The 16,274-nt window shown below is 63.7% G+C and carries 16 protein-coding genes; 3 read left to right on the top strand and 13 right to left on the bottom strand.

The window, feature by feature from the left end; translation table 11 throughout:
• Positions 1–131 precede the first annotated feature (131 nt).
• Complete coding sequence (locus tag ABID19_RS07805) at positions 132–923, top strand: DUF2259 domain-containing protein (RefSeq protein ID WP_354489355.1); 792 nt, start codon at positions 132–134, stop codon at positions 921–923.
• 343 nt (positions 924–1,266) lie between these two features.
• On the opposite strand, the gene dhaK is transcribed toward ABID19_RS07805, so the two are convergent.
• The 13 genes from dhaK to ABID19_RS07740 form a co-directional block, all read right to left on the bottom strand.
• A complete protein-coding gene (dhaK, locus tag ABID19_RS07800; RefSeq protein WP_354489353.1) occupies positions 1,267–2,253 on the bottom strand; it encodes a dihydroxyacetone kinase subunit DhaK in 987 nt (328 codons plus the stop codon).
• A gap of 34 nt (positions 2,254–2,287) precedes the next feature.
• On the bottom strand, positions 2,288–2,713 hold the full coding sequence (locus ABID19_RS07795; RefSeq protein WP_354489351.1) for a hypothetical protein: 426 nt from the start codon (positions 2,711–2,713) through the stop codon (positions 2,288–2,290).
• A gap of 8 nt (positions 2,714–2,721) precedes the next feature.
• Complete coding sequence (gene ptsP / locus ABID19_RS07790; RefSeq protein ID WP_354489349.1) at positions 2,722–4,308, bottom strand: phosphoenolpyruvate--protein phosphotransferase; 1,587 nt, start codon at positions 4,306–4,308, stop codon at positions 2,722–2,724.
• Positions 4,292–4,594, bottom strand: a complete 303-nt coding sequence (locus ABID19_RS07785) for an HPr family phosphocarrier protein (protein WP_354489347.1) — start codon at positions 4,592–4,594, stop codon at positions 4,292–4,294. The genes ptsP and ABID19_RS07785 overlap by 17 nt, the downstream gene beginning before the upstream one ends.
• 21 nt (positions 4,595–4,615) lie before the next feature.
• Positions 4,616–5,005 carry a dihydroxyacetone kinase phosphoryl donor subunit DhaM gene (gene dhaM / locus ABID19_RS07780; protein WP_354489345.1) on the bottom strand — a complete coding sequence of 130 codons (390 nt, stop codon included), beginning with the start codon at positions 5,003–5,005 and terminating at the stop codon, positions 4,616–4,618.
• Positions 5,002–5,637, bottom strand: coding sequence for a dihydroxyacetone kinase subunit DhaL (dhaL, locus tag ABID19_RS07775; protein ID WP_435528699.1), 636 nt, complete (start codon positions 5,635–5,637; stop codon positions 5,002–5,004). Before dhaL ends, dhaM begins: the two co-directional genes overlap by 4 nt.
• Complete coding sequence (locus ABID19_RS07770) at positions 5,634–6,653, bottom strand: ABC transporter ATP-binding protein (protein WP_354489343.1); 1,020 nt, start codon at positions 6,651–6,653, stop codon at positions 5,634–5,636. The genes dhaL and ABID19_RS07770 overlap by 4 nt, the downstream gene beginning before the upstream one ends.
• Entirely contained in the window at positions 6,646–7,758 is a 1,113-nt protein-coding gene (locus ABID19_RS07765) for an ABC transporter ATP-binding protein (protein ID WP_354489341.1), read from the bottom strand. The genes ABID19_RS07770 and ABID19_RS07765 overlap by 8 nt, the downstream gene beginning before the upstream one ends.
• 3 nt (positions 7,759–7,761) lie before the next feature.
• Positions 7,762–7,968, bottom strand: a complete 207-nt coding sequence (locus ABID19_RS07760) for a hypothetical protein (protein WP_354489339.1) — start codon at positions 7,966–7,968, stop codon at positions 7,762–7,764.
• The gene (locus ABID19_RS07755; RefSeq protein WP_354489337.1) at positions 7,965–8,915 is read right to left on the bottom strand and encodes a carbohydrate ABC transporter permease; all 951 of its coding nucleotides are present in this window, start codon (positions 8,913–8,915) and stop codon (positions 7,965–7,967) included. Before ABID19_RS07755 ends, ABID19_RS07760 begins: the two co-directional genes overlap by 4 nt.
• Positions 8,912–9,859, bottom strand: a complete 948-nt coding sequence (locus ABID19_RS07750) for a carbohydrate ABC transporter permease (protein ID WP_354489503.1) — start codon at positions 9,857–9,859, stop codon at positions 8,912–8,914. Before ABID19_RS07750 ends, ABID19_RS07755 begins: the two co-directional genes overlap by 4 nt.
• Before the next feature lie 107 nt (positions 9,860–9,966).
• Positions 9,967–11,298: an ABC transporter substrate-binding protein gene (locus ABID19_RS07745; RefSeq protein ID WP_354489336.1), complete on the bottom strand. Its 1,332-nt coding sequence runs from the start codon at positions 11,296–11,298 to the stop codon at positions 9,967–9,969.
• Positions 11,299–11,541: 243 nt separating this feature from the next.
• On the bottom strand, positions 11,542–12,231 hold the full coding sequence (locus ABID19_RS07740) for a PIG-L deacetylase family protein (protein ID WP_354489334.1): 690 nt from the start codon (positions 12,229–12,231) through the stop codon (positions 11,542–11,544).
• A gap of 29 nt (positions 12,232–12,260) precedes the next feature.
• Between ABID19_RS07740 and ABID19_RS07735 the strand changes: the two genes are divergently transcribed.
• Together ABID19_RS07735 and hrpB are read left to right on the top strand one after the other, a co-directional pair.
• Complete coding sequence (locus tag ABID19_RS07735) at positions 12,261–13,151, top strand: DMT family transporter (protein ID WP_354489332.1); 891 nt, start codon at positions 12,261–12,263, stop codon at positions 13,149–13,151.
• A 90-nt stretch (positions 13,152–13,241) separates the two neighbouring features.
• Positions 13,242–15,821 carry an ATP-dependent helicase HrpB gene (gene hrpB / locus ABID19_RS07730; protein ID WP_354489330.1) on the top strand — a complete coding sequence of 860 codons (2,580 nt, stop codon included), beginning with the start codon at positions 13,242–13,244 and terminating at the stop codon, positions 15,819–15,821.
• The last annotated feature ends 453 nt before the right edge of the window (positions 15,822–16,274 follow it).

The raw sequence follows: 16,274 nt of genomic DNA, 5'->3' as shown, positions 1-16,274 counted from the left end.
CCCAGGAATGTTTGCTGTCTTTGAAATAGCGTATGCTGTTTTTGCAAGCATGTGCAATTTCGTCTTTGGGCGACCTCGCCCTTGGCCGCAAAACGCGGGTGATGGTCGAGGGTCATAATGGGCAAGGCGCAATGAAGTTGCGATGCGAGGTTGCCGTATTGGCGGCGGTGCTGTTGATGATCGCTTCCGCCGCTCAGGCCGGCGATGCGGCGGCGAGGCGCATTATCGGCTTTTCGCCGGACGGCAACTATTTCGCCTTCGAGCAATACGGCACGCTCGATGCCGGTGCTTCGGATTCGGGCTGGTCGGAGATCGACATCATCGACACGCGCACCGACGAGTTCGTCGGCGGCAAGCCGATCCGCATCATCGATGAGACCGAGGATTCAACCCTGACAGTGGAGCAGGCGAGGGCACAGGCCGCCGCGCAGGCGGCACCCTTGCTCGCCCGGTATGCCATCGCACCGCGCGGTGAACGGACGGCTGTGGACAAGTTCACCTTTCCCGACGACATGGTCGCTTACAACGACATTGCGCGCCTCGAACAGGTCTCGCAAAAGTGGCTTTCGCCGAGCTATGACGAGCTTGGTATCTCGACCATCCAGCTCGACCAGATCCTGGCCGAGAGCGCGACGGATTGCTCGTCGAGTTTCGATGGGACGCAGCAAAGCTCCACGGCCGGCAAGGCGTTCGGTTTCCGTCTGACGCTGCAGGGGCAGGATGGCAAGCCGTTCAAGCTGCTGCATGAGGACAAAGCCGTGCCCGGCTCGAGGAATTGCCCGTCTTCCTACAGCCTGTCGGAATCCTATGCGTTCGCCCCGGATGGCAAATCGGCAGTGCTAGCCGTGCTCGTGCAACGCTTCAGTCAGGGATTTGAAGGACGGGATCGCCGCTTTATCGCCGTGACCGGCCAGGTGCCTTGAAAGCCCCGTTCGCACCCGGCGTCTCGGCGGGATATCGACTGCCCCATTCGGACTGGTTCTAGAGCGGCAGCGCCGCAAGCACGAGTCCCACACCGCCGGCGATCAGCAAAGCGGCGGCGAGCGCCTTTCGGTGACGTTCGAAACCCGTCGGAGCTCGATCCCAATTGTAACGCATGTTCTGCCCCCAAAACCCGCCGAATTCCTTACCTTACCAAAGGTAAACAAAGCAACATTGTGCCTAAACTGACAATGCTCGGCGTGGCGCATGACAATGTTGTCACCGACTATTTTTGGGGCATCTTTGCAAAGTCCCGCTTCGGCGGCAGCGCCGTGTTTGGCCGCACTACATCCCCCAGCGCAGCGAAGCCGTATGCACCGGTGCGTCCCACAACGCGGTCGTCTCTTCGTCGAGCATGGTCAGCGTGATCGAGCAGCCGGCCATGTCGAGCGATGTCACATAGGAGCCGACCAGTGAGCGGGTGACCCTCACGCCGTTGTTCTCGAAGATATTCCGGGCGCTGTTGTACATCAGGTAAAGCTCCATCAGCGGCGTGCCGCCGAAACCGTTGATGAAGAGCAGCGCCGGGCCTTTCGCCCTTTCGCCCAGATCGCCCAGGATTGCCGCGCAGATCTCCTCGGCGATGGCATCGGCGCTCTTCAACGTGTCCCGGCGGCGGCCGGGCTCGCCATGAATGCCGACGCCGAACTCCATCTCGCCGTCACTGATATCGAAGGTCGGCTTGCCCGCCGCCGGTACGGTGCAGCTGGTCAGCGCCACGCCCATCGAGCGCGTTGCGCCGTTGACGCGCTCGCCCAGCGCCTTCAGCTCTTTCAGTGCCATGCCTTGCTCGGCAGCCGCGCCGACGATCTTCTCGACCACCAGCGTGCCGGCGACGCCGCGCCGGCCGGTCGTATAGGACGAGTTCTCGACAGCGACATCGTCATTGGTGACAATTTGCATAACGCCTTCCGACATTTCGGCGGCCATGTCGAAATTCATCACATCGCCCTCGTAGTTCTTCACGATGAACAGGCAGCCGGCGCCGGTGTTGACGGCTTCCGCCGCCGCCATCATCTGGTCCGGCGTCGGCGATGTGAACACCTGGCCGGGGCAGGCGGCATCCAGCATGCCATGCCCGACCAGTCCGCCATGCAGCGGTTCGTGGCCAGAGCCGCCACCGGAGATCAGCGCCACTTTGCCTGGCTTGAGCACCTTGCGGCGGACGAATTTATGCTCGTCGCCAAGCACAAGGATGTCGGCATGGGCGGCGACGAAGCCGTCGAGGCTTTCGGTCAGCACCGTGTCCACAGAATTCAGAAATTTCTTCATGGCCGTCCTCCCGAAATGGCCAGGCGCGGCGCGACTATGTCCCGCCCTTGCCGGCTATGCTGGTGATCTTCTGGATGAAATCGTTGACCGCCCGGTCGAGCGCCGCGTTCTGCTTGTCGTCGCCGAAATCGGGAACGATGAGCGAGACATGCCGCGTCTTGCGCATGCCGGCCGCCATCGACATTTTTCCCGGATGCGCCTGGTGGTAGGCGGCAAGAAAATGGTCGCGTTCGGCCGGGCTGAAATGGCAGACGGAGAAAATAGCCGGCAAATGTTTTGACGGGATTGGGATCGAATAGGCCGGGCTGGAAATCTGCGTGACGAAGCTGCGGTGCTTGCCGAGCGCATCGGCGAGACGCTGGCGCATGCCGGAGGGGCGCTGGTCAATCACCTGCGACAGGATGGTCTTGTAGGCGCGGATCGCCTCTTCGGGTCCCGATTCAGGTGTCTTGTCGGCCATGCCGGAACCTAGATCGACACGTCCGCGATGGCCGCCTTGGCCATTGCGAGCTGGGCGGGAACCACGGAGAGGTCGCGCAGGCCGGCCTCAAGCAGCGCCGGGATCGCCCCCGGATCGCCGCCGGCGTCGCCGCACAGGCTGACCGGTATCTCTTGCGCGCGGCCGAAGGCGGCAACCGAGGCGATCAGCCGGAGCACGGCCGGGTGCCGAACGGAATTCAGATGGGCGACGGAAGCATTGTCACGCGCCGCCGCCATCACATACTGGGTCAGGTCGTTCGACCCGATCGAGAAGAAGGCGACCTCGGCAAACGCTTCCGGCGCGATCGCAACCGACGGCACTTCCACCATGATGCCCAGCGGCGGCATCTTTTGCGCGACGCCACGCGCCACAAGCCCGGCCTGCTCCTCCACGAACAGGGTGGTGGCTTGCTGATACTCGTCGATGACGGCAATCATCGGGAACATCACCTTGAGATTGCCGTGGATGGCGGCGCGCAGCAACGCCCGGATCTGCACGCGAAAGACCTCCGGCCTTGCCAGCGATAGCCTGATGCCGCGCAGGCCGAGAAACGGATTGGTTTCCTCTGCTGTGAAGCCGGGCACCGGCTTGTCGCCGCCGGCATCGATGGTACGGATCGTCACCGGTTTTTCACCGGCCCATTCGAGCACCTTGCGGTAGGCGCGATACTGCGTTTCCTCGTCCGGCAGGGTCTTGCCGAACAGGAATTCGGTCCGCATCAGCCCGACGCCGTCGCAGGTCGAAACATCGATGCCATCGACATCGGACGGATCGGCGATGTTGACCTGCACCCGCACCGCGGTGCCGGCTTTCGTTACCGCTGGTTTTGTCAGATAGGTCTCCGCCTTGTCGCGACGCGCCGCAAAGGACGATGACAACAGGCGGAACGCCTCGATCTCGGCTTTCGACGGCGCCAGCACGATGCCGCCATGCTCGGCATCAAGCAGGGCGACGCCAGCGGGATTGGTTGGGCAAGCGCCAAGCCCGACGATCATCGGCACCCCGCGCGAGCGCGCCAGCATGGCGACATGGCTGGCGGCGCTGCCGGCTTTCAGCGCGATGCCGCCGCCGGAACTCCAGTCGGTTTCGAGGAAGCGCGTCGGCGCGATGTCGTCGCCGTAGAAAATGGCTCCAGCCGGCGCAGCAGCCTCACTGTCTTCGGTCAGTGCGCGCAGCACCTGGTCTCTGATATCGCGCATGTCGGCCGCGCGTGCGCGGAAGTAATCCTGGTCCGACGTTTCGTAGCCTGATATCTCGGCATCCAGCGCCTGTCGCCATGCCGCATCGGCCGGCTGGCCGGAAGCAATTGCCGTAAAAGCCGGGCCGGTCAGCGCATCGTCCTCCAGCATGGCGATCTGAAATTCGAGAATATCGGCCGCATCGCCGTCGGCCGCTTCGATCAGCGTGGCAAGCCGGCCTGTCGCAATGCTGATTGCCGCTTCGAGCGCGAGCCTCTCGTCTGCGGCGGTTGCCTTGCCGGCATAGCGCGCGACAACCGCGTCGAGGTTAAACAGCGGCCCCTCGGCATAGCCGGCCGAGGCCGAAATCCCCTTCAGCCTAAGCGGTTCGGGCATGGTCCACGCCCTCGTCGAAATCGCGCCGCACCAGTTCGACCAGCGCGCCGACCGCTTCGTCGGCGCCGTCGCCCTTGGCCCTTATATGCAGAACCGTGCCTTTCGGCGCCTTGGCCGCCATCACCTTGACGATGCTCTTGGCGTCGAACCAAGGCCCGTTGGCAGCGAGCGCAACTTCGATGTCGGCCGGAAATGTCTTGGCGAACTTGGTGAACTTCACCGAAGGGCGCGCATGCAGGCCCACCTCGTGGGTGATCAGGACGGTGGCTTCTGCGGATGCGGACATCGAGTCAAAATTCCTGTTCATTCACGACGGCGCCAGTTCGTGTGCTGTCGCCACCACTTCCCTGAGCGAAGCGCCGCCGGAAGCCTCCGTCGCCGCCATCACCGCGCCCTCGACGATCGGCGCGTTGCAGACGATGATCTTCTGCGCGCGCGGCTCGCCGATCATCTCGACCGCCATCTCGCTATTGGTCTCGGCGCCGCCGAGATCGACAAGTATGGCAACGCCCGCCTCCGACCAGGCTTTGTCGATGGCGCCCATGATTGCCTCGACGTTTGTGCCCAATCCGCCATGGCCGTTTCCGCCGCACCATGCAAGCGGCACTTCGTCGCCGACCATCTGGCGCACCATGTCGGCAGTGCCTTCGGCGACCAGCGGCGAATGCGATACGATGACGATGCCGACATTGCTCATGCGTGCCTCTCGATTGTATCGGCGACAGCCCGTACCAGCAGCGCTGTCGATCGTGCTCCGGCATCCATATGGCCGATCGACCGGTCGCCGAGGAACGAGGCGCGCCCGCGCAAGGCCTTCATCGGCACCGTGGCCCCGGCCGCTCTGTCGGCGGCATCAGCGATTTCCGCCCCGGTCTTTCCCTGCAGTAGGGCGTCATGCACCGGCTGCAGCACGTCGAGCATTGTCTTTTGCCCGACATGCGACTTGCCACGTGCCGCCACCGCCTCGATTGCCTTGCCGAAAGCCGTCGCCAGGTCGGCTTGATCGGGCTCCGTGGAAATCTCCTTGCCGAGCGCCATGAACAGTGTGCCGAACAAAGGTCCCGAAGCCCCACCGACGGTCATCACCAGCTTGGTGCCGATTGCTTTGAGCGCTTCAGGCAAGGGCTTTGCCGCGAACGCCTCGGCTTCTCCTCGCACCGCCTCGAAGCCGCGCTTCATATTCAGCCCATGGTCGCCGTCGCCGATCGCCTGGTCGAGCGTGGTCAGCTCTTCCGCGTGGGCGGCAATCGTGTCGGCGGTGGCCGATATCAGCGTCTTCAGGTCAACCTTGCCCATTGTCCCAGTCTTGTCCATCGTCCCAGCGCTCATCGGTTTGCAATCCTGTTGCCGGCCTGGTCGAAGAATAGCGGCGTCCGGTAGCGGATGATCACCTTGTCGCCCTTTTCCAATTGCGTGTCGGGGTCTGTCAGCGTCACCAGTTTTTTGGTCCCCACGCTTACATGAAGGTGGTTCTGGTCACCCAGATGCTCGACCCAGTCAACGACGCCGTCGGCATGGCCGTTCGATGCTTTGCCGATCGACAGATGTTCTGTACGCGCGCCGATCGTTTTGGTTCCCGCCGGCATATCGCCATCGGGCAGCAGCCCGGTCGGCAGCAGATTGATCGCGGGCTGGCCGAGCCTTGCGGCGACATGAAGGTTTGCCGGCTCGGAATAGATCGTCCGCGGTGTGCCGATCTGCACCAGAACGCCGTCGGCGAGAATGCCGATGCGATCGGCCATGGTCATCGCCTCGATCTGGTCATGCGTGACGTAGAGCATGGTTGCGCCGACCTCGGCCTGGATGCGCTTCAACTCGAGCCGGAGGTCGGCGCGCAGCTTGGCGTCGAGCGACGACAGCGGCTCGTCCATCAGATAGATCGAAGGCTTCCGCACCAGCGCGCGACCGATGGCGACGCGCTGCATCTCGCCGCCCGAGAGTTTCGTCGAGCGGTTGGAAAGCTTGTGGTCGATGCGCACCATCTTCGCCACCTCTTCGACGCGGCGGCGCACCGCATCCTCGCTCAGCCGCCGCGCGGGCGAGCGCAGCGGGAAGGCGAGGTTGTCGAACACCGACAGGTGTGGATAGAGCGAATATTGCTGGAAGACGAAGGCGGTGTCGCGCTCGGCCGGCGACAACATTGTCGCATCCCGGCCGCCGATATGGATTGAGCCCGTGTCGGGCCGCTCCAGCCCGGCGATAAGCCGCAGCGTCGTCGTCTTGCCGGCCCCGGTCGGCCCGAGCAGCACGACGAATTCACCATCGGCGACGTGCAGATCGAGAGTGTTCACCGCGACATGCTCGCCGAAGGCTTTGGTCACGCCTTTGATGTGCACCTCAGCCATGATGCGCTCTTCCCTGGGAGACTTCGTCATGGATTGCGGTTCTCACCGCACGGCCGGATCGCTTGTCGAACAGTGACAGCCGCGCGCTGCTCAGCGCCAGGCCGACATGATCCCCCGCGTTGAGCCGGATTTCAGCCGGCACCCGCGCCTTGATGATGCCGTCTGCCGTCTCCACCGCGACGATCTGCGTGGTGCCGAGATATTCGGTGCCGTAGATGGCACCGCGCAATTTCGAGGCGTCGTCGAAGCGGATGTGTTCCGGTCGGATGCCGAGCGCCATGTCGCTAGGTGCTATGTCCTCGCGTACCTCCGGCACCGCCATCTTGGCGCCTTGCACGATGATTTCCCTGGACCCCTTCGCCAGCCCCCCGCCGAAGCCCAGAAAATTCATCGGTGGCGAGCCGATGAAGTCGGCGACGAACATGGTAGCCGGCCGGTCGTAGATTTCGCGCGGGGTGCCGAACTGCTCGATGACGCCGTGGTTCATCACCGCGATCTTGTCGGCCATCGACATCGCTTCCATCTGGTCGTGCGTGACGTAGACCGTGGTGGCGTGGATGCGGTTGTGCAGTTCGCGCAGCTCGTGGACCATGAGATCGCGGAATTCGGTGTCGAGCGTGCCGAGCGGCTCGTCCATCAGGAAGCATTTTGGCCGCCGCACGATGGCGCGGCCGAGCGCCACACGCTGGCGATCGCCGCCGGCGAGGCTGGAAACCGATTTGTTAAGCAGATGGTCGATGCGTAGAAGCTTCGCCGTTTCTTCGACTCTGCTGCGGATCTCGGCGCCCGGCATGCCTTGCGCCAAGAGCGGAAAGCCGATGTTCTTGCGCACATTCATATGCGGGTAGAGCGCGAAGAGCTGGAAGACGAAGGCAATGTCGCGCTCGCGGGCACGCCGCATGGTGACGTCCTCGCCGCCAAGCAGTATCTTGCCGCCGGTCGGCAGTTCGAGCCCGGCGATCATGCGCAGCGTCGTCGTCTTGCCGCAGCCCGACGGCCCCAGCATGACGAAGAACTCGCCATCCTCGACCACGAAGTTAGAGTCCTGCACGGCGACGAAATCGCCGAATGCCTTCCTTAGATGCTCGACCCTGATCTCTGCCATCATCTACTCCGGAAACTTCGAGACGATGATGAACATCGCCGTGCCGGCCAGCATGGTTATGAAGGAATAGGTGTAGAGCGACAGCGCGAGCGGCTGGAACAGCATCAGGAAGCCGATGGCGATGATCGCGGTGGCGATGTTCTCCATCAGCCCGCGCCTGGCCCAGACCGGCCAGCGCGATTTGCGTTTTGCAGGTTGGGTCATGCTCATTTGCGCACCGCGCCGAAGGTGATGCCGCGCAAGAGCTGCTTGCGAAGCAGGATGGTGAAGACCAGGATCGGCACCAGGAAGATCGTCGTGCCGGCAGCGACCGCCGGCCAGTCCTGGCCGCCTTCGCCGATGATGGTCGGGATGAAAGGCGGTGCGGTCTGCGCCGTGCCCGAAGTCAGCAGGGCGGCGAACGCATATTCGTTCCAGGCAAAGATCAGGCAGAAGATGGCGGTCGCGGCAATGCCGGTGGTCGCCTGCGGCAGCACCGTGCGCCAGAAGGCCTGCACCCGCGTATAGCCGTCGATCATCGCCGCTTCTTCGTATTCGCGCGGGATCTCGTCGATGAAGCCCTTCAGCAGCCATACGGCAAGCGACACATTGACCGCCGTATAGAGCAGGATCATGCCGAGCGCGGTGTCCGACAGGCCAAGCTCGCGATACATCAGGTATATGGGAATGGCGACCGCGATCGGCGGCATCATCCGCGTCGACAGGATGAAAAACAAAAGGTCGTCGGCCAGTGGCACCTTGAAGCGGGAGAAGCCATAGGCCGACAACGTGCCGAGGAACACCGCGCAAAAGGTCGAGCCGAAGGCGATGATCAGCGAATTGACGAAGCGCGGCATGAAATTGGACGGGCCGGCGATCACCATGTTGCGCTTGCGCGTGGTCTCGTCGCAGAAGCCGGTCGCCGGTCCAAGCGAGTTGATGTATTCCGGCGTCTGCCTTGTGCGCGTCGTGAACAGATTACAGTAGCCTTCGAGGCTCGGCTGGAACAGGATCTTCGGCGGATAGGCGATCGAATCCGGCGGCGTCTTGAAGCTGGTGGCGAAGATCCACAGCAGCGGCACGATCGAGATCAGCGCGTAAAGCACGATGATCGTGCCGGCGACGCGCTTCGACGTGGCCGAGGGTGCGACGACCGAATGGGCTGACGTCAGGCTCATCTCTGCTTCACCTTGTTGAGCGCCTTGACGTAGATGTTGGCCAGCCCGAACACCGCGACGAACAGGATGATGGCGAAGGCCGAGGAATAGCCGGTCCGCCAGCTTTCGAAGGCCTGCCGCTTCAGCGTGATCGAGGCGACTTCGGTGGTCGAGCCCGGCCCGCCGCCGGTCAGCAGGTTGACCATGTCGAACATCTTGAAGTTCTCGATGCCGCGGAACAGCACCGCCAGCATGATGAAGGGCAGCGCCATCGGCAGCGTGATCGACCAGAACTGCCGCCAGTTCGAGGCGCGGTCGACCTCGGCTGCCTCATAGATGTATTCGGGGATCGAGCGCAGTCCGGCGAGACAGATCAGCATCACGTAGGGCGTCCACATCCAGGTGTCGACGATGACGATCGACCACGGCGCCAGCGAGACGTTGGAGAGCATGCCGATCTCCGTCGCCGGAATACCTGACACGAACGAGACGGCATAGGCGAACAGGCCGATCTGCGGCTCGTAGAGGAAGCGCCAGAAATTGCCCACGACTGCCGGCGACAGCATCATCGGCACCAGAATGATGGTCGTCCAGAAGGCGTGGCCGCGAAACTTCCGGTCGATCAGCCAGGCCAGCGTGAACCCGATCAGCGTCTGCAAGAGAATCGTCCAGAACACGAAATGCGCTGTCGTCTGCATGGCGATCCATATGTCTTGGTCGCCGAGTATGCGCCTGTAATTGGCAAGGCCCACGTTCTTGACGATCTCGTTGGGGCGGTTGGCGCGGTAGTTGGTGAAGGACAGATAGATTGCCCAGAACAGCGGAAAGATGTTGATGGCGAGCAGCAACAGGATCGTCGGCGAGATGAACAGCCAGGCGAGGCCCTTGTCGCTGATGCCGCGGACTTTGCGGGCCAACGGCTCAGGCGTGGCCCGGGCAACGCTGTCCGCAGTCCGATTGAGCATGGTCAGTCCCGCTTCGGTCACTTAAGTCGTCTCGATACTGGAATTTATCTGAACTGTGTCCCGTGCCAAGGGCGGCACGGGACACGCGGGTCGGCTCGGGAGGAGCGTTACATCTTGCCATCGTCCTGGAAGACCTCGGTCCAGTCCTTGACCAGGCCGTCCAGCGCGTCCTTCGCCGAGCCCTGGCCGGCCACGACATAGTCGTGGAAGCGCTTCTGCGACGCCTGCAGCAGCGGCGCATAGCTGGGCTCAGCCCAGAAGTCCTTCACGATGGCCATGGAGTCGAGGAAGGTCGGCGCGTAAGGCTGGCTGGCTGCAAAGCCCGGGTCTTTGACGACGGCGTTGAGGCAGGAAAAGCCGCCGAGCGACCACCATTTGGCCTGCACGTCCTTGTTGGCGAACCACTTGATGTATTTGAGCGCGGCTTCCTGCTTATCGGAATAGGAAACCACGGAGATGCCCTGGCCGCCAAGCTGGGCGAATTGATCGCCGTCGGGACCCTTGGGATTGGCGAAATAGCCGATCTTGTCACCGCCGACATTCTCGTCCTTCTGCAGGCCCGGCCAGGTAAAGGCGAAGTTCATGTGCATCGCCACCTGGCCGGATTTGAAGGCATCGACGCCTTCGCCCATGTAGCTGTTCGACGCCCCGGGAGGCGTGCAGCAGTCATAGAGCGCCTTGTAGAACTCCAGGCCCTTCACCGATTTCTCGGAGTTGACGAAGCCGTCCATCTCGTAGGGCTTGTCGGGATTCTCGTATTTGAAGCCGAAGCTGTAGAGCACGTCCATGGCGCCCATGGTGATGCCTTCGGAGCCACGCTCGGTATAGATCGACGCGCCATAGACGGTCTTGCCGTCGATCTCGCGCTTCTGGAAGAACTCGGCGATCTGCTTCAACTGGTCGAATGTCGTCGGCGCGGCGAGATCCCAGCCGTATTTCTCCTTGAATTCCTTCTGCAGTTCCGGCTTGGAGAACCAGTCCTTGCGATAGGTCCAGCCGACGACATCGCCCATGGCCGGCAATGCCCAGTAGTTCGGTGTGTTCTTCGGCCATTCGGAGTAGCCGACGACCGTGGCCGGCACGAAGTCGTCCATGCTGATCTTCTCCTTGTCGAAGAAGTCGTTCAGCTTGACGTAGTGGCCGTTCTCGGCCGAGCCGCCGATCCACTGGCTATCGCCGATGATCAGGTCGCACAGCTTGCCCTTGGAATTCAGTTCGTTGAGGAAGCGGTCGGCATAGTTGGTCCACGGCACGAACTCGAATTTCATGCCGATGCCGGATTCCTTGGTGAAATCCTTGGACAGTTCCACAAGAGCGTTCGCCGGGTCCCAGGCTGCCCAGCAAAGCGTCAGATCTTCCGCCTGCGCGACGTTCGAAACGGCGGTCGACGCAAACATCGCCGAGGTCAGTCCCAACGTCAGTTTCAAGGTCGATTTCATGCCTTCCTCCCATTTGCGAAACGCGCCCGGATGACGGTTTCAAAAAACCTCAACCCCCCTCCTCAGGGGCCTAAACACTATGACGGGTTGAGCGCCGGATGTTTAGTAATTTGTTTAGTGATGCAATTTTTACTAAACAAGGCAAGCGAATTCGTCGCTGCACCGCAGCATGGCGCGGCGGCTCCGGGCGCTGGTTCAGGAAAGGCGGCTTCTGTCAGGTTGTTCGGTGCGCCGGGTGCCGGCTTATTTGACCGTTCTGGTGCTGACCGTCACCGGCCGGAGCGCCGGCGCCGGAGGCAGCAGGGCGCGGATGTCGGCGAAGGGAAAGACCGGCTCGAAGCGGAAGGCCTCGGCGAAGGAGCCGGCCGCGCCATTGCACTGGCCGGCGCGAAACGCGTTCTGCGTGCGCGCCGCATCGACGAAACGTTCAGGATCCTGCGACTGATGCGCCCGGATCGCCATCGCCTTGAGATCGAAATAGCCTGATATGTCGACATAATGCGTCGGCGAAAAACCGGTGCCGCCGAGCGTGTCGGCATGCAGCACCGGGACAGCGAAAGACGCCGCGATGCGCACGCCGTCCGACAGCGCGCGGTGATCGCCATGGTAGTCGTTCGGCGCGTGGGTGATCGCCAGGTCCGGCTTCACCTCGCCGATCAGCGCCTTCAACGCCGCGATCAGCGCGGCATCGGCAGTGAGCGCGCCGTCCGGAAAATCGAGGAAGTGCGATGTTGCGCCAAGCAGGTCCGCCGCCACGGCCGCTTCCTCGCGGCGGGCGCGGGCGAGCGGTCCTGGATCGCCCCTGCCACCCTTGGCGCCATCCGTGGCTATCGCAAAAACCAGTTCTGCGCCTTGCGCGGCATAAGCGGCCATCGTACCGAACATGAAGATCTCGATGTCGTCGGGATGCGCACCGAGCGCCAGTATCTTCACTTCTGCTCTCTCCCTGGAAACGGAAAAACGTGACGAACGGAATTCTGCTCGCCCTTATCGCCTATGCAAGCTATTCGGGCAGCGACGCCGTTGTCAAAAGCCTGGGAGGACAATTCACGGTCTTCGAGATCGGCTTCTTCGCAACCTTGTTTGCCGGCCTTTTCCTATTCTTCACCCGGCCAGTGGGCGAACGCTGGCGCGATTTCTGGCGTACGAAGCGGCCATGGGCCGTACAGGCGCGGGCCTGGGCAGGCATCGCGTCGGGCGTGCTCAGCGTCTATGCCTTCACTACTATCCCCCTGGCGGAAGTCTACGCCCTGATCTTTTTGGCGCCTTTGCTGGTCACCATCCTGTCCACCGTCATCCTGAAGGAAAAGGTCGGCCCCTGGCGATGGCTGGCCGTGATCGCCGGTTTTGCCGGGGTGATGCTGGTGGTACGGCCGGGCTTTCGCGAACTGCATCTCGGCCATTTGGCCGCCTTCGTGAACGCCTTCCTCGCCGCGACCAGCGTCATTCTGATGCGATCGCTGGCCCAGCAGGAAAAGCGCACCACGATGCTTGGTGTGCTTGTCGGCTATGGTCTGCTGTTCAACGGGATCGGCGCTGCCGCCACCTCTTTCACCTTGCCGAATGCCATACAACTTGTCTGGCTGGCGATGGCGGGCGCCTTCACCGCGGGCGGACAACTGCTGCAACTGCTGGCCGCCAAATACGCACCCGCGAACCGCATTGCGCCGACGCATTATTCGCAGATACTCTGGGCGGTGATCCTCGGCGCGCTGTTCTTCCAGGAATATCCCGATTTCCTGTCGCTTGTCGGCCTCGCCGTCGTCGGCGGCTCCGGCCTTTTGACGATGGTGCGCGAGGAGGTGAGGCTCGGCACGGTGCGCTGGAACCCATTCTCGCGGACCCGGCTTTGAGTGGCCAGTTCCCGGTTGCGCGGCTCCTGCCACCGCTGATATGCGGGCGCTGCGGACCTGCCGCGATTGGATGGATGCATCCTTGAAACAATGACCAGAAAACCCTTGCCGGAACTTCCGGTCTCCGCCGTGCTACCGGCGCTCAGCGAAGCGCTCGGTCATGGCAACAGCGCCGTGCTGGTGGCGCCGCCCGGCGCCGGCAAGACGACGCTGGTGCCGCTGGCGTTGCTCGACGCGCCATGGCTCGGCACGGGAAAGATCATTCTGCTCGAGCCGCGCCGGCTCGCTGCCCGCGCCGCTGCTCGCCGCATGGCCGAACTGCTCGGCGAGGAGCCCGGCGAGACGGTCGGCTATGCCATGCGCATGGAGAACCGCACCTCTGCGCGGACGAAAATCCTCGTCGTCACCGAAGGCGTGCTGTCTCGGATGATCCTCGACGATCCGGAACTGCCCGGCGTCTCGGCGGTATTCTTCGACGAGTTCCACGAGCGTTCGCTCGACGGCGATTTTGGCCTGGCGCTGGCGCTCGACGTGCAAGGTGCACTGAGGCCCGATCTGCGATTGCTGGTGATGTCGGCGACGCTCGACGGTGCGCGTGTCGCGCGGCTGCTTTCCGGCGCCCCGGTGATCGAGAGCGAAGGCCGCGCCTTTCCCGTCGACATAAGCTACGACGAGCGGCCGGCCGGTCTCCCCATCGAGGATGCCATGGCCAGGGCGATCCGCGCCGCCCTTGCCGATGAGAGCGGCAGCGTGCTCGCCTTCCTCCCCGGCCAGCGCGAGATCGAGCGCACAGCCGAGCGGCTGCAGGGACGCACCGGCGCCGACACCGACATCGTGCCGCTCTACGGCCTGCTCGACAACAAGGCGCAGGATGCGGCGATCAAGCCGGCGCCAGCCGGCCGCCGCAAGGTGGTGCTGGCGACGTCCATCGCTGAAACCTCCATCACCATCGACGGCGTGCGCGTCGTCATCGATTCCGGCCTGTCGCGGCTGCCGCGCTACGAGCCGGCCAGCGGTCTGACGCGACTGGAGACGGTGCGTGTCAGCCGAGCCTCCGCCGACCAGCGCGCCGGCCGCGCCGGGCGCACGCAGCCGGGCGTCGCCATTCGGCTGTGGCGGGCCGAGCAGACGGCGGCACTTCCCGTCTTCACTCCGCCCGAAATCCTCGAGGCCGACCTTTCCGGGCTGCTGCTCGATTGCGCCGCATTCGGTGTCGCCGACCCGGTGAGCCTCTCCTTCCTCGATCCGCCGCCGGCCCCGGCGCTCAACGAGGCAAAGGCGCTGCTGCGTGCTCTCGACGCCATTGACGAGGCAGGGCGCCTGACGGAATCGGGTGCTGCAATGCGCAGGCTGGCACTGCCGGTACGGCTGGCTCACATGGTCGCCGAGGCGGCAAAGATCGGTCAGGCGTTCGAAGCTGCCATGTTGGCCGTGCTGCTCACCGAGCGTGGCCTTGGCGGTGATGGCGCCGACCTCGAACGGCGGCTGATGCGGTTCCGCTCCGAAAGATCGCCGCGCGCCACATCGGCGCGGCAACTTGCAGAACGACTGGCAAGGCAGGCCTCACCCTTCCCCTCGAGGGGAGGGTCGGCGACCGAGCTGAGCGTAGCGAAGCGAGGGAGACGGGGTGGGGTCGCCGATGGCGTGCCCGATCCGACCCCACCCCGCTCCGCTTCGCGGATCGACCCTCCCCTCAAGGGGGAGGGTGAGGCCGGCGCGCTCCTCATCCATGCCTGGCCGGACCGCGTCGCCAAGGCACGCGGCGAGCGCGGCCGTTTCGTGCTGGCCAACGGCTCGGGCGCCATGCTCGACGCCGCCGATCCCCTGGCAGGCGAAACCTGGCTCGTCGTCGCCGATCTGCAGGGCAAGGCGCAGAATGCCCGCATCACGGCAGCAGCGGCGATAGACGAGGCCGACATTCGCGCTTCGCTTGCCGACAAGATCGAGACAAGCCGCGAAACGAGCTTTGACCGTGACAGGCGGGCGGTGCGCGTGCGCGAAACCGTTCGCCTCGGCGCCATCACCTTGTCCGAACGCATGCTGCCGGCTCCGTCAGGTGCTGACGCGGATCGCGCCATCCTCGGCGCCGTGCGCGAGCACGGGCTGTCGCTTTTGCCGTGGGGCAAGGAAGCGGAGATGCTGCGCCAGCGCCTGTCCTGGCTGCATCGCGGCCTCGGCGCGCCTTGGCCCGATGTTTCCGACGCGGCGCTCATCGAAAACCTCGACGACTGGCTGCTGCCGTTTCTTTCCGGCGCGGCGTCCTTTGCCGCGATCGACCCGGGCCTGCTTTCGGCCGGTCTCATGGCATTGGTGCCGCACGATCTGCAGCGCAGGATCGAGGCGCTGGCGCCGACCCATTTCGACGCGCCGTCGGGCAGCCGCGTGCCGATCCGCTATGACGGTGAATGGCCCGTGCTGGCGATCCGCGTGCAGGAGCTGTTCGGTCTCGACCGGCACCCTTCGATTGCGAATGGCACGGTACCGCTGACGCTCGAGCTTTTGTCGCCGGCGCACCGGCCGATCCAGACGACCCGCGACCTGCCCGGCTTCTGGCGCGGCTCCTGGGCCGATGTGCGGGCCGACATGCGCGGCCGCTATCCCAAGCATGTCTGGCCGGAAAACCCGCTTCTCGCCACCGCCACCAGCCGCGCCAAACCGCGTGGCAGCTGATGAAGCGACGGAAGCTGATCGGCAGCGAATGTCATGGTTCTTCCAGTGGCAAAATCGCAAACCTTAGAGAATAGCCGAATCCTCCCCTCCCTTCGTCATCCTAGGGCGGAGCAGGAGCGAAGCGACGTCGCGGAGACCCTAGGATCCATGCCGTGACATCTGTGGCACACAAAAGGCGGACCAGAACCGAGTGCTTTCGCACCGATGGGCAGAGCAGATGGTGATGCCAAGCTGAAGGGTGGCGCTGTTGTGAAACGGGCACCATTCTCAGCCGCTGCATTCTTCGGCTGATGTCACGGAATGGATCCTAGGGTCTGCGCTCCGCTTCGCGTTCGCTCCGCCCTAGGATGACGAAGGCATGGTGGCTGACGGCTAATCGCCAACGTCGGAGATGGCCGCTGGATCAGCAGCGACCGTCCGCAGTCCCTTCAGGCTCAATCAGAGGCTAATCCT

This window comes from Mesorhizobium robiniae, from assembly GCF_040545535.1.
Lineage (GTDB): Bacteria > Pseudomonadota > Alphaproteobacteria > Rhizobiales > Rhizobiaceae > Mesorhizobium > Mesorhizobium robiniae.
This window is presented reverse-complemented; position numbering and strand designations above follow the sequence as displayed.

Excerpts from the sequence above, each read along its gene's own strand:
- ABID19_RS07805 (WP_354489355.1), top strand. The coding sequence starts at position 132 with ATGAAGTTGCGATGCGAGGTTGCCGTATTGGCGGCGGTGCTGTTGATG.
- dhaK (WP_354489353.1), bottom strand. The coding sequence starts at position 2,253 with ATGAAGAAATTTCTGAATTCTGTGGACACGGTGCTGACCGAAAGCCTC.
- ABID19_RS07795 (WP_354489351.1), bottom strand. The coding sequence starts at position 2,713 with ATGGCCGACAAGACACCTGAATCGGGACCCGAAGAGGCGATCCGCGCC.
- ptsP (WP_354489349.1), bottom strand. The coding sequence starts at position 4,308 with ATGCCCGAACCGCTTAGGCTGAAGGGGATTTCGGCCTCGGCCGGCTAT.
- ABID19_RS07785 (WP_354489347.1), bottom strand. The coding sequence starts at position 4,594 with ATGTCCGCATCCGCAGAAGCCACCGTCCTGATCACCCACGAGGTGGGC.
- dhaM (WP_354489345.1), bottom strand. The coding sequence starts at position 5,005 with ATGAGCAATGTCGGCATCGTCATCGTATCGCATTCGCCGCTGGTCGCC.
- dhaL (WP_435528699.1), bottom strand. The coding sequence starts at position 5,637 with ATGAGCGCTGGGACGATGGACAAGACTGGGACAATGGGCAAGGTTGAC.
- ABID19_RS07770 (WP_354489343.1), bottom strand. The coding sequence starts at position 6,653 with ATGGCTGAGGTGCACATCAAAGGCGTGACCAAAGCCTTCGGCGAGCAT.
- ABID19_RS07765 (WP_354489341.1), bottom strand. The coding sequence starts at position 7,758 with ATGGCAGAGATCAGGGTCGAGCATCTAAGGAAGGCATTCGGCGATTTC.
- ABID19_RS07760 (WP_354489339.1), bottom strand. The coding sequence starts at position 7,968 with ATGAGCATGACCCAACCTGCAAAACGCAAATCGCGCTGGCCGGTCTGG.
- ABID19_RS07755 (WP_354489337.1), bottom strand. The coding sequence starts at position 8,915 with ATGAGCCTGACGTCAGCCCATTCGGTCGTCGCACCCTCGGCCACGTCG.
- ABID19_RS07750 (WP_354489503.1), bottom strand. The coding sequence starts at position 9,859 with ATGCTCAATCGGACTGCGGACAGCGTTGCCCGGGCCACGCCTGAGCCG.
- ABID19_RS07745 (WP_354489336.1), bottom strand. The coding sequence starts at position 11,298 with ATGAAATCGACCTTGAAACTGACGTTGGGACTGACCTCGGCGATGTTT.
- hrpB (WP_354489330.1), top strand. The coding sequence starts at position 13,242 with ATGACCAGAAAACCCTTGCCGGAACTTCCGGTCTCCGCCGTGCTACCG.